The sequence below is a fragment of the Streptomyces sp. NPDC001002 genome, assembly GCF_053599215.1.
Genome location: NZ_JBSFLV010000225.1, coordinates 1 through 11,602, shown reverse-complemented (window position 1 = coordinate 11,602; position 11,602 = coordinate 1). Strand labels below are relative to the sequence as shown.

At 70.7% G+C, this 11,602-nt stretch carries 9 protein-coding genes and 1 pseudogene; 4 read left to right on the top strand and 6 right to left on the bottom strand.

The window, feature by feature from the left end:
- Positions 1–198: pseudogene (locus tag ACWDR3_RS45365) on the bottom strand (hypothetical protein); the annotation flags it as partial.
- Between ACWDR3_RS45365 and ACWDR3_RS45360 the strand changes: the two are divergent.
- Positions 197–1,300: an ArsR family transcriptional regulator gene (locus ACWDR3_RS45360; RefSeq protein WP_450358559.1), complete on the top strand. Its 1,104-nt coding sequence runs from the start codon at positions 197–199 to the stop codon at positions 1,298–1,300. The pseudogene ACWDR3_RS45365 and the gene ACWDR3_RS45360 overlap by 2 nt on opposite strands.
- Here ACWDR3_RS45360 and ACWDR3_RS45355 read toward each other — a convergent pair.
- The 3 genes from ACWDR3_RS45355 to ACWDR3_RS45345 are packed head-to-tail and all read right to left on the bottom strand — an operon-like array spanning position 1,255 to position 4,636.
- Positions 1,255–1,878: a hypothetical protein gene (locus ACWDR3_RS45355; protein WP_450358558.1), complete on the bottom strand. Its 624-nt coding sequence runs from the start codon at positions 1,876–1,878 to the stop codon at positions 1,255–1,257. The genes ACWDR3_RS45360 and ACWDR3_RS45355 overlap by 46 nt on opposite strands.
- Before the next feature lie 13 nt (positions 1,879–1,891).
- Entirely contained in the window at positions 1,892–4,123 is a 2,232-nt protein-coding gene (locus ACWDR3_RS45350) for a glycoside hydrolase domain-containing protein (RefSeq protein ID WP_450358557.1), read from the bottom strand.
- A gap of 27 nt (positions 4,124–4,150) precedes the next feature.
- Entirely contained in the window at positions 4,151–4,636 is a 486-nt protein-coding gene (locus tag ACWDR3_RS45345) for an RICIN domain-containing protein (protein WP_450358556.1), read from the bottom strand.
- A gap of 211 nt (positions 4,637–4,847) precedes the next feature.
- Between ACWDR3_RS45345 and ACWDR3_RS45340 the strand changes: the two genes are divergently transcribed.
- The gene (locus ACWDR3_RS45340; protein ID WP_450358555.1) at positions 4,848–6,548 is read left to right on the top strand and encodes a BCCT family transporter; all 1,701 of its coding nucleotides are present in this window, start codon (positions 4,848–4,850) and stop codon (positions 6,546–6,548) included.
- Between the two features lie 166 nt (positions 6,549–6,714).
- Here the strand turns inward: ACWDR3_RS45340 and ACWDR3_RS45335 are convergent, their stop codons facing one another.
- Positions 6,715–7,677, bottom strand: a complete 963-nt coding sequence (locus tag ACWDR3_RS45335) for an FAD-dependent oxidoreductase (protein WP_450358554.1) — start codon at positions 7,675–7,677, stop codon at positions 6,715–6,717.
- Between the two features lie 66 nt (positions 7,678–7,743).
- On the opposite strand from ACWDR3_RS45335, the gene ACWDR3_RS45330 reads away from it, so the two are divergent.
- Both ACWDR3_RS45330 and ACWDR3_RS45325 read left to right on the top strand, forming a co-directional pair.
- Complete coding sequence (locus ACWDR3_RS45330) at positions 7,744–8,766, top strand: oxidoreductase (RefSeq protein WP_450358553.1); 1,023 nt, start codon at positions 7,744–7,746, stop codon at positions 8,764–8,766.
- A 48-nt stretch (positions 8,767–8,814) separates the two neighbouring features.
- Complete coding sequence (locus ACWDR3_RS45325; protein ID WP_450358552.1) at positions 8,815–10,455, top strand: ABC-F family ATP-binding cassette domain-containing protein; 1,641 nt, start codon at positions 8,815–8,817, stop codon at positions 10,453–10,455.
- Positions 10,456–10,543: 88 nt separating this feature from the next.
- On the opposite strand, the gene ACWDR3_RS45320 is transcribed toward ACWDR3_RS45325, so the two are convergent.
- Positions 10,544–11,602, bottom strand: a 1,059-nt coding sequence (locus ACWDR3_RS45320; protein WP_450358551.1) for a helix-hairpin-helix domain-containing protein, incomplete at its 5' end; no start/stop codon positions are given.

The following is an 11,602-nucleotide window of genomic DNA, read 5'->3' as shown; positions in this document are numbered from 1 at the left end:
GACGCCCGAGCCGCCGGGACCGCCGAAGTTGAACAGCAGCGAGCCGATGGGCTTGTCGCCGCGGGACTTGCCGCGGATCAGCGCAAGGCCGATCTCCGCGCCGTGGGCCGACGGATTCAGGGACCGGCACCGCCGCTGACCACGGCGCGGAACCGCTCCTGACCACAGCGCGATGCACCACCACGGGGGAACCACCATGCTGAAGTTCCATTTCACCGACGCCGACCTGGCCCGGATACGGGTCGCGAGCGGACCGCATCCCATGTGGGAGGTCCTGCTCAGCCTGCACCTGCTCGCCGGCTGCGAAGGGGCGGTCGTCTTCGGGCCGTGGCGGCGGCACGTCCGCACCCGGCTGCCCGCGGGCGTCCGCATGCTGCTCGATCTGGCCCCGCCCCGCGGCTACTCGGCCGACTTCCTCACCCCCGCGCTCGACCGGAACGAGCTGGACGCGGGGATCGACGCCGTCCTGTCCACCCCGCGCAAACTGCTGCGCCGGGACGTGGCCGGGCTGGCCGCCGCGCGCCGCCTCGGAACCTGGACCCGGCCCCTCGCCGAGGGCGACACGGGAACACTGGGCCGCCTGGGCGCGGCCCTGCGCGGCTACTTCGACCACGCCCTGCGCCCGCACTGGGCGCGGGTGCGCACGACCGTCGAGGCGGACCGCGCGCTGCGTGCGCGCGCCGTCCTCGACGGAGGCACCGAAGCCATGCTGGCCACCGTCCACCCGGGCCTGCGCTGGGAGTCGGGCGTCCTCACCATGGCCAGCGCGTACGACCGCGACATCCACCTGGAGGGCCGCGGGCTGCTCCTGGTGCCGTCGTTCTTCTGCCGGCGCGCCCCGATCACCCTGCGCGACGCGGACCGTCCCCCGGTGATCGTCTATCCCGTCGTCCACGACCTCGGCTGGGCCCAGGAAGAGGACGGGCCGGTGAGCGACGGGCGCGAGGCGCTACGCACCCTGCTGGGCCGCACACGTGCCGAACTGCTCAGCGCGGCGGCCTCGGGCGGCGGTTCGACCGGTGAGCTGGCCCGGCGGCTCATCGTGTCCCCGGCGACGGTCTCGCAGCACGCGGCCGCCCTGCGCGAGGCGGGCCTGATCGTCACCCAGCGCCGGGGACAGGGCGTCCACCACAGCACGACACCGCTCGGGCAGGCCCTCCTGGACGGCCGACGCGGCATCCCGCAGCGCTGGCCGGAGAGCGGGGCACAGCCGGCCGCCGGGCCCGCGAGCCCGGCGGCCAGATGGGGCTCCGGTCAGGCGGCCAGCGGGAACACCCCGGCACCCTCGCCCGGGAGTTGAGTCCAGCCGCCGATCCGGGCGGCCAGCCGGCGCAGCCGGGGATCACCGGGACGGACGTCGATCTGGAAGTGCGCCACATGCGGGCGGCGCATCCGGCCGCCCCAGGCCACCACGCCCTCGCACTCCCGGACGATGTCCCGTACCGCGCGCTCCTGGTGCGGGAAGAGCACGCCGTCCGCGCCGAGCGGATAGGCGTCCGGGCGGATTGCCACGGCGGTCCCGGAGGCGTAGTTGGTCAGGTGCCCGGTCAGCCCCGCGGCGGGCCGGTGCCCGGCCAGTTCGTGCCGGGCCACCTCCTCGACCTCGTAGTGGAAACGTCGTACGACGTGCAGGAGCACCACCGAGACCTCGCCCTCGCGCAGTTCGACGGAGGCCGGGGTGCCCGGGACGGGCAGGGTGGTGATGCCGGTGGCGGTGACGGGCCAGCCGTTGGCGCTGGTGGTACCGGCCGCGGCCGAGGCGGGAGCGGCCGTCGGCAGGGACATGCCGGCCACCACCGCCCCTGCGAGTCCGGTGAGCAGCAGGGTCCGCCGGGGCAGGCCTCTGCCGCCCGGTCCGTCCGTGTCTCTGATCTGCATGCCGGTTCCCCTTTCAGCCGCGCACGACTGCGTTGTAGGCCTCGAAAATGTTGTAGAGGTCGCGCGCTCGGCGGCCGTATTCGTCGGCGCCGTTGTACAGGGAGAGCACGTTGACGATGTCGGCGTCCGAGTAGCTCAGCCGGTCGGCGGTGATGCCGTCGATGGCAGCGGACCAGATGTGGATCAGCGGGACGATGCTCACGTTGTAGTCGTCGTCGTTGCGCAGCTGGTCCCAGACCGCCCGGCGCGCCCGCCAGTCCTCCGTGTCCTGGATCGGGGCCGAGATCACGTCCGCGCGAATGCAGTGGTTACGGGCCTTGATCGCGGTCCTGCCGAAGATCTGGGCGACGCCCGTGCTGGAGTCGTCCTTGATCACCGGCGGAGGGGCGGGCGGTTCCCCGACGGGGTTCTGCTCCCAGAGAGCCTGCGCCTCCTCCCAGTTGAAGTAGGTGGCGACCAGCACGTCCACGGCCTCGTCGGTGAAGTCCGCCTGGTACTCCCAGAAGACCACGGCCTGGATGAGCGACTTGCGCATCCGGAAGGACCGCGCGAGTCCCGTGATCAGCGCGTCCATGTCGAGGACCTTGGCGATGCACTCCTCGGCACTGCGGGCTCGGTACCAGTCGTCGTGGCCGTTGGCCACGATGTAGTTGACGAGACCCGAGGTCAGCCCACTCCGCAAGCTCATGTCGAAGGGCACGTCCAGCGCGGTGTCCGGCCCCCGGGGCGCGAACTGGGTCTGCCCGGTGTCACGGCCGGACGCGACGTCCTTGTCGATCTCGATGAATCCGGCGCCCGAGCCCACCGTGATCGTCGCGATCTGGTCGAAGGCCCAGTCCTTCGGCAGCGGGAAGCCCAGGTTGCCGCTGTACCCCGTCGACATGTCCGACACGAAACTGGCCACCGTCAGACCGGCCTTGGCGAGCCGGCTGCAGATGTTGCGGGGTGCGTAGACACCGACCCGGTACTCGCTGCCGTACGCGTTCATACGGTTCACCAGGCCGCGGAAGTGCGGGATGACCCGACTGGTGATCTCCTCGTCGACGGCGTCGTAGTCGACGGAGAAGTAGATGGTGGTGCCGTACTTGAACCCGTGCCCCCGGGCCGCCTCCAGGGCCGCCAGGGCGTCCGTGGCGCCCTGCTGCGCGTTGAAGTACTCCGGATCGCCGCCGTTGGTCTGGTAGATCGGGAAGACCGAGAGACCGCCCGCGACGATATTGGCGAGTTCACCGGGCTGGATCTTCTTGTTCTTGGGGTTGGTGACGTTCGCGTTGGTCAAGTACCGCCCCACCGTGGTGTATCCGGCGGCGCGCAGCGCCTGGGCGCGGGCCGGGGTGATCTCGGTGATGCAGTCGGCCGCGGTGCCGGCCCTGCTCGGATCGCCGGTGCTGACCAGCAGCGAGGCCCAAGTCCGGAAGTCCGCGCTGCCGTTGGTGGGCAGCAGCTGCGCGAACCGCTGGAAGTCCACGACGGTGCTGAGCAGCGACCCCGAGTAGAAGCCGTCGAACGCGACGTCCCAGCCGTTGAACCGCATCGCCGCCTGGAAGAGGTGCACGAACTGCTTGGCGCCGTCGGCCGAGCCGAGGCCGAGCACCGCCTGGGTCCTGACGCCGTCCTGAGTCCCGGGCCCGAAGCGCCCGTTGGCGACGTCGTCGCTCATGCCGATCTCGTACTGGAGGGCGAAGACCAGCGCCTTCTGCACGTCCCGGGAGAAGTTCCCGTCGGCCGGGCAGATGAAGAACTCCCGGCGCTGGACGTATCGCCCGTTGAGCCACTGCTGGATCTGGCGCACCTGCTCGGTGCCGTTGCCCACCCGGACGTACGGGTCCATGGTGAGCAGCGCCTTGAACACCTTCGGCTGCAGCCCGCTGCCCGGATAGGCCCCGCCCACACCCATGTTGGACTTGAGCTCGGCGACCGAGTCCGCGGTCCTGCCGTTGTAGGTGCCGTCCATGCCGCCGCCGTCATAGCCCTTGCAGTACAGGCCCGACTGCACGATCCGGTAGACGTTGCCGTGCCGGGTCAGGTCGTCGATCTGCGGCCCGAACCGGGACTGGAGCGTGCTGAGCGTCGTCGGACCGAAGGTGTCCGACAGCGTGGTGATGCCCAGTTCGTACTGGAGCGCCCGGGTCAGGGCGTACATCACCGTCCAGCTGGTCCGCCCGTTCACCTCCACCTTCGGGATGCCGGACACGTTGTAGGAGTTGATGAACCGCTGCGCGAGTTCCACCATCTCGTCGGCCATTGCGCCTCCTTCGCGTGTGACGGTCCGTCAGACCCAGTCCTGGTAGATGCCGCCGTTGCAGCCGGTCGTGCGGAAGCCGCTGTCGTCGCTGTCGTCGATGCAGCGGTCGGTGTACTGGTTGCGGAAGGTCAGGCGCACCTCGTGGTGGCGGACGATGTACCAGCTCACGGACTCCGAACTGTCGCAGAACCGGGTGCTGAACCCGGCCGGGCCGTCGTAGAGACAGCGTCCCGTGGCCTGGTTCTGGAAGCGGCGCGTGCCGTCGTTGAAGACGTGGACGTCCCAGTTCTGGTAGATGCCGCCGTTGCAGGGGAACGTGCGGAACCCGAAGGAGTTGCTGTCGTCCATGCAGCGCAGCGTGCCCAGGCTCTGGAAGGTGTTCACGACCAGCACGGAGGTGCCTCCGTCCGCCGACTCCTGCACGGCGTCCGCGGTACCCGTCGTGGCGATCAGGGCGCCCGCGCACAGCAGGGCGGCGAACATCGCTCTGATCGACTTCTTCTTCTGCCTCATCCGATTCCCCCGGGGTCTGAGTGGTTCGTGGTCGTTCCGGGGTCAGCGTGGGGTGGCCTGACATGGCACCGCCAGACGTTTCAGGCATAGCCGAATCCACGACTCGGACCGGCACCGAGCGCGGAAGCCGCGCGGACCGCGGCACTTGTGATAGGCCCTTGGGTCAAAGCCCAACAGATATGCCCAAATCACCCAGGGGAAGGTGCCGCCGATGACCGACGATCCGCAGCAGGGAGGCGACCGGGAAGGCGCGTCGGCCCCTCCCGGCAACCGCACCGACCAGGTGGTGTTCGGTGTCACCGCCGCCATCACCGTGGCCTTCGTGATCTGGGGCTGGGCGGCCACGGACTCCCTGGAGAGCGCCTCCACGACGATGCTCAACGGCCTGATCCACAACGGCGGTTGGGCCTTCATGCTGTCCGCCTCGTGCTTCGTCGCCTTCGCCCTGTGGCTGGCGATCAGCCGCTACGGCCGCATCCACCTCGGCGCCGAGGGCGAGGAACCCGAGTTCCGCACGGTGTCCTGGGTCGCGATGATGTTCAGCGCCGGCATGGGCATCGGCCTGATGTTCTACGGCGTCAGCGAGCCGCTCGCGCACTACACGACCCCGCCGCCCGGCACCACCCCCGCCGACTCCGGCGAGCGCATGCAGACGGCGATGGCCACCACCCTCTTCCACTGGACGCTGCACCCCTGGGCGATCTACGCGGTGGTCGGCCTCGGCATCGCCTACAGCACCTTCCGCAAACGCCGCCGCCAGACCATCAGCGCGGTCTTCACCCCGCTCATCGGGGAGCGGCACGCGAACGGCGCCGCCGGGCGGGTCATCGACATCCTCGCGATCATCGCCACCGTCTTCGGCTCCGCGGCCTCCCTCGGTCTCGGCGCGCTCCAGATCGGCTCCGGATTCCAGGAGTTGGACTGGATGGACGACGTGAGCACCGGCCTGCTCGTCGCCATCATCGCCGTGCTGACCCTGGCGTTCGTCGCCTCGGCCGTCTCCGGTGTCGAGAAGGGCATCCAGTGGCTGTCCAACATCAACATGGTGCTGGCCCTGATCCTGGCGGTCTTCGTCTTCATCGCGGGCCCCACGATCATCGTGCTCGACCTGCTGCCCACCTCGATCTTCGCCTACCTCGGCGACCTGCCCCAGCTCGCCGGCCGCACCGAGGCCAGCGGCGGCAAGGGCGTCGCGGACTGGCTGGGCAGCTGGACCGTCTTCTACTGGGCCTGGTGGATCTCCTGGACGCCCTTCGTCGGCATGTTCATCGCCAGGATCAGCCGCGGCCGCACCGTCCGGCAGTTCGTCGGCGGCGTCATCCTCGTGCCCAGCACGGTCAGCCTCGTCTGGTTCGCGGTCTTCGGCGGTACGGCGATGAAGCTGAAGGAGGGCGGCGCGCTGGGCGGCAAGTCGACGCCCGAGGCCCAACTCTTCGGCGTCCTCCAGGAGTTCCCCATCGCGACCGCCACCAGCCTCCTGGTCATGCTCCTGGTCGGCATCTTCTTCGTCTCCGGCGCCGACGCCGCGTCCATCGTGATGGGCACGCTTTCCCAGAAGGGCGCCCTCGAACCCGGCCGGTTCGTCGTCGTGTTCTGGGGTGTCGTCACCGGAGCGGTCGCGGCCATCATGCTGCTCGTCGGCAGCGGCGAGGACGACGCCCTCACCGGCCTCCAGAACCTCACCATCCTGGCCGCCGCGCCCTTCGTCCTGGTGATGATCGGCATGTGCGTCGCCCTCATGCGCGACCTGCGCCGCGACCCGGTCATCGTCCGCGGCGAGATGGGCTCCGAGGCCGTCGAACTCGCCGTCATCGAGGGCCACAAGAAGTACGACGGCGACTTCGAGATCAAGGTCGGCCCGGGCCCTGGCACGGACACGGAGGGGGATCCCTTGGGGCACGATCACGGGTGAGAGGAGTGGGGCGGGCGGGATAGAACGCGGCGCGGCTTACGCGTTGTTGGGGCGTGACCGGGGGGCTCACCCCCGCTCGGGCCGAGCAGGGCCGGGGGGCTCACCCCCACCGCTCGGGCCGAGCAGGGCGCGGCTCACCCGCCGTTCGGTCAGGCCCCGGCCCACCTCACCCCGCCGCTCCAGCGCCGACGGCGAGCCCGGCCGCCTCCTCCGCACACCCCCAGGCCACCGTCACCCCCGCCCCACCATGACCGTAGTTGTGCACCAACACCCGCCCGTCTGCGAGGACTTCACTCTCCAGCCGGACCGCGTCCCGGGCCGGCCGCAACCCCACCCGGTGCTCAAGGACCCGCGCCCCGGCGATCTCAGGGCGCAGCGCCGCACACCGCCGTACGATCGCCTCGGCCACCGCCGGATCCGGCTCGGTGGACCAGGCGTGTTCGTCGGCCGTGCCGCCGAGGAGGAGACGACCGGGCTGCGGGAAGAAGTACGCCATCTCGCCGTCGGCGCCCGTGGTGACCAGCCAGGTGTCGATCCCGGGGTTCTCCACCACGACCAACTGCCCTCGCACGGGATACACGTTCGCGTCCGGCACCAGCTCACGGGCGGCAAGGCCCGAGCAGTTGACCACCACCGGCGCGTCCGCCTCCGCCAGCGAGGACACCGTACGCTCCTCGACCACCCCGCCCGCCTTCGCCAACCGCTCGCGCAGCCACGGCAGATGGGTCGGCATGTCGATCAGCGGCAACCGAGCCCACAGCCCCGTCCCCGCGTACTCGTCGCCCGTCGCCGCTCGCAGCCCCGGCACCCGCGCCGCCCACGGCCCCAGCTCGTCCAGCCGCGTCTCACCGAGTACGCCCTCGGCCATGCGTACGCCCGTCTGCGCGGGTCGCGCCGCCAACTCCTCGTACACGCCGAGCGCGCGCAGCGCCCACGCGCCGGTCCGCGCCTCCGGCTCGATCCGGTACGGCCACCAGAGCGCCCCGGCAACGGCCGAGGTCGTGCGCTCGGCGGGATCCCGGGACCAGACCCGCACTCGTGTCCCGCGTTCGGCGAGGACGACGGCCGTGGTCAGCCCGACGACCCCGCCACCGATCACGATCACATCGCTGTTCGATCCGCTCTCCATCCCGGGACCGTAGCGGAATGTCCCATGCCGTGCGCAGATCGCTGTCGCTGCGGGAATACTCACAGCATGTCTGCCGCGTACGCGACCTTCGGCCTGGCACCGGCGATGCGTGCCGGTGGAGTCCTCGTCAATGGTGACTACCAGGTGCACCGGGACTTCCTGGACTTCATCGTCGACGGACGCCCGCTGCTGTTCCAGCTCTCCGACCTCGACGCCGTCTCCCCACTGGCCTCCGACATCCCACCCGCGATCTTCACCGAACAGGTCCGCAGCCTGCTCCTGGAGGCGGACGCCCCGCTCCCGGACGGGCGTTACGTCATCTACGGCTGCCCCGAGTGCGCCGACCTGGCCTGCGGCGCCGTCACCGCGGCCATCGAGAAGGACGGCGACGACTACATCTGGCGGGACTTCGCCTGGCAGACCGACGAACACGCCGACCTGGAGCTCAACGGCTACCACGGCATAGGGCCGTTCCGCTTCGACGGCACCGAGTACCGCGAGGCACTGGGCGCCCTCCTCGACGGCGGCCCGGGCAGCACCCGCCGCCGGGTCCTGCTGATCGGCGCCCGTGTCGCCCTGCTCGCCAAACTCGCCGCCGCCCTGCGCATCATCGGCATCGGCGCCGACATCGCCCACGACACGAACGACGTCCACACCGACGAACTGCGCGGCTACGGCGCCGTCGCCTTCGGCCGTGCGGTCACCGAGCAGGAACGTGCCTCCGTACGCACCGCCTTCGAACAGGCGGGCGTCGACGTCGCCTACGTCGACGGCCTCGCCCCGATAGTCCCGCTGCTCGTCGCCCAGATCGAACACGCCCTGGACCGCAGCCCGGTGGAGCTGCGCCGGCTCACCCGCCTGGTCGCCGCCGACGGCGAGGCGGGCGTCGAGGTCACCTCCTCCTGCCGGGTGAACCTCACGGCGTACCGCCTCGACCGCCTCTACCGCGCCCACGCCCACGAGGTCTTCGACGGCGTCCTCGAACCGGGCCGGCACCGGATCGCCCTGGACGCCAAGGCGGTGAGGGGGCAGTCCTTCGTGGTGGCGCGGACGGCCGGGAGTGTGCTGGTGGAGGCGATGGCGCGGTGAGAACTCGGCGGCGGGAGACGTCACCCGGACGTTAGGATCGGCGGTCTGATGACTGCCACCCTCGTCGCCAAGAATCTCGCCGCCGGACACGGCGACCGCGCCCTCTTCGCCGGACTCGACCTCGTCGTCGCGCCCGGCGACGTGATCGGGCTGGTCGGCGCCAACGGCGCGGGCAAGTCCACCCTGCTCAAGATGCTCGCGGGCCTGCTCGCACCCGAGGAGGGGGAGCTCAGGCTCTCCCCGCCGAGCGCCACCGTCGGCCACCTCCCGCAGGAGCCCGAGCGTCGGCCCGGCGAGACGGTACGGGAGTTCCTGGCCCGCCGCACCGGAGTCGCCGAGGCCCAGCGGGTGATGGACGAGGCCACCCAGGCGCTGGTCGACGGCGCGCCCGGCGCCGACGACGTCTACTCGACGAGCCTGGAGCGCTGGCTCGACCTCGGCGGCGCCGACCTCGACGAGCGGGCCGAGGAGGTCACCGACTCCCTGGGCCTGTCCGTCGACCTCGACCAGCCCATGACCGCCCTCTCCGGCGGCCAGGCGGCCCGCGCCGGACTAGCCTCCCTCCTCCTGTCCCGCTACGACGTCTTCCTCCTCGACGAGCCCACTAACGACCTCGACCTGGACGGCCTGGAGCGCCTGGAGCGTTTCGTCTCGGGCCTGCGCGCCGGCACGGTCGTCGTGTCGCACGACCGCGAGTTCCTCACCCGCACGGTCACCAAGGTCCTCGAACTCGACCTGGCCCAGCAGCAGATCACCCTCTACGGCGGTGGCTACGAGGCCTACCTGGAGGAGCGGGAGGTGGCCCGAAGGCACGCCCGCGACGACTTCGACGAGTACGCGGACAAGCGCTCCGCCCTCCAGGACCGCGCCCAGATGCAGCGCGGCTGGATGGACAAGGGCGTCAAGAACGCCCGCCGCAAGGCGAACAACGACAACGACAAGATCGGCCGCAAGTTCCGCAGCGAGGCCAGCGAGAAGCAGGCCGCGAAGGCCCGCCAGACCCAGCGCATGATCGAACGCCTCGACGTCGTCGAGGAGCCCCGCAAGGAGTGGGAACTGCGCATGGAGATCGCCTCGGCCCCGCGTTCGGGCGCCGTCGTGGCCACCCTGCGCGACGCCGAGGTCCGCCGCGGCGACTTCTCCTTCGGCCCGGTCACCCTCCAGATCGACTGGGCGGACCGGGTCGCGGTGACCGGGGCGAACGGCGCGGGCAAGTCGACCCTGCTCGGCGCCCTCCTCGGCCGCATCCCGCTGGACTCCGGCACGGCCTCGCTCGGCTCCGGCGTCCTGGTCGGCGAGGTCGACCAGGCCCGCAAGCTGTTCCACGGTGAGGAGTCCCTGCTCGACGCGTTCTGCGCGGCCGTCCCGGACACCGAACCGGCCGAAGTACGCACCCTGCTGGCCAAGTTCGGCCTCAAGGCCCACCACGTCATGCGCTCGGCGGCGACCCTCTCCCCGGGCGAACGCACGAGGTCGGCCCTGGCCCTCCTCCAGGGACGAGGAGTCAACCTCCTGGTCCTGGACGAGCCCACCAACCACCTCGACCTACCGGCCATCGAACAACTGGAATCCGCCCTCGACGCCTACGAGGGCACGCTCCTCCTCGTCACCCACGACCGCCGCATGCTGGACGCGGTCCATGTGACCCGCCGCTTGGAGGTGTCGGCGGGCAAGGTGGAGGAGCGTTAGCAGCCTGTCCGACGTTCAGGGAGCGCCCCGTCAGGGGCGCGGGGAACTGCGCGACCAGCCACAACGGACCCGCAGCTCCCCACAACCGTCAGCGGCGCTTGCCGTCCTTCGGATTGAGCAACCCGGCCTTGCGAAGAGCATCAGCCATCGCACTGTTGGCAGGCGGCGCAGCCTGGCGCGAACCACCGCCACCCCCACCGCCCTGCCGCTGTTGCTGCCGCTGCTGAGGCGGCCGCCCACCCCGCTGACGCCGCTCACCCCCACCGCCCTGCTGCCCCTGCTCCTTCGGCGCAGCCTCGTCATCCAGCCGCAGAGTCAGCGAGATGCGCTTACGCGGAATGTCCACGTCGAGCACCTTCACCTTGACGATGTCACCCGGCTTCACAACCTCACGCGGGTCCTTGACGAACGTCTTCGACAGCGCGGACACATGCGCGAGCCCGTCCTGGTGGACACCGACATCGATGAACGCCCCGAACGCGGCGACGTTCGTGACGACACCCTCCAGCACCATCCCGGAGGTCAGGTCGGAGATCTTCTCGACGCCCTCCTTGAAGGTCGCCGTCTTGAACGCAGGACGCGGGTCGCGCCCCGGCTTCTCCAGCTCCTTGAGGATGTCCGTCACGGTCGGCAGACCGAACGTCTCGTCCACGAACTCCGTCGGCTTCAGCGAACGCAGCACACCCGTGTTGCCGATGAGCGAGGCCACTTCCTGCCCGGACGTCTTCACCATGCGCCGGACCACCGGGTACGCCTCAGGGTGCACGCTGGACGCGTCCAGCGGGTCGTCGCCGCCGCGGATCCGCAGGAAGCCCGCGCACTGCTCGTAGGCCTTGGGGCCGAGCCGTGCCACGTTCTTCAGCTGGCCGCGTGAGGTGAACGGGCCGTTGGAGTCGCGGTGGGCCACGATGTTCTCGGCGAGTCCGGAGGTGATGCCGGAGACGCGGGAGAGCAGCGGGGCCGACGCCGTGTTGACGTCCACGCCGACGCCGTTCACACAGTCCTCCACCACCGCGTCCAGCGAACGCGACAGCTTCACCTCGGACAGGTCGTGCTGGTACTGGCCGACGCCGATCGACCCCAAGTCGATCGGCCGGGCCCGTGAGCGCCGGCACGAACTCGCCGGTGGCGGCCGGGCCTTGGCCGA

What these genes read in the sequence shown, in the direction of transcription:
- ACWDR3_RS45340 (WP_450358555.1), top strand. Translation starts at nt 4,848, where the DNA reads ATGACCGACGATCCGCAGCAGGGAGGCGACCGGGAAGGCGCGTCGGCC.
- ACWDR3_RS45330 (WP_450358553.1), top strand. Translation starts at nt 7,744, where the DNA reads ATGTCTGCCGCGTACGCGACCTTCGGCCTGGCACCGGCGATGCGTGCC.
- ACWDR3_RS45360 (WP_450358559.1), top strand. Translation starts at nt 197, where the DNA reads ATGCTGAAGTTCCATTTCACCGACGCCGACCTGGCCCGGATACGGGTC.
- ACWDR3_RS45355 (WP_450358558.1), bottom strand. Translation starts at nt 1,878, where the DNA reads ATGCAGATCAGAGACACGGACGGACCGGGCGGCAGAGGCCTGCCCCGG.
- ACWDR3_RS45345 (WP_450358556.1), bottom strand. Translation starts at nt 4,636, where the DNA reads ATGAGGCAGAAGAAGAAGTCGATCAGAGCGATGTTCGCCGCCCTGCTG.
- ACWDR3_RS45350 (WP_450358557.1), bottom strand. Translation starts at nt 4,123, where the DNA reads ATGGCCGACGAGATGGTGGAACTCGCGCAGCGGTTCATCAACTCCTAC.
- ACWDR3_RS45325 (WP_450358552.1), top strand. Translation starts at nt 8,815, where the DNA reads ATGACTGCCACCCTCGTCGCCAAGAATCTCGCCGCCGGACACGGCGAC.
- ACWDR3_RS45335 (WP_450358554.1), bottom strand. Translation starts at nt 7,677, where the DNA reads ATGGAGAGCGGATCGAACAGCGATGTGATCGTGATCGGTGGCGGGGTC.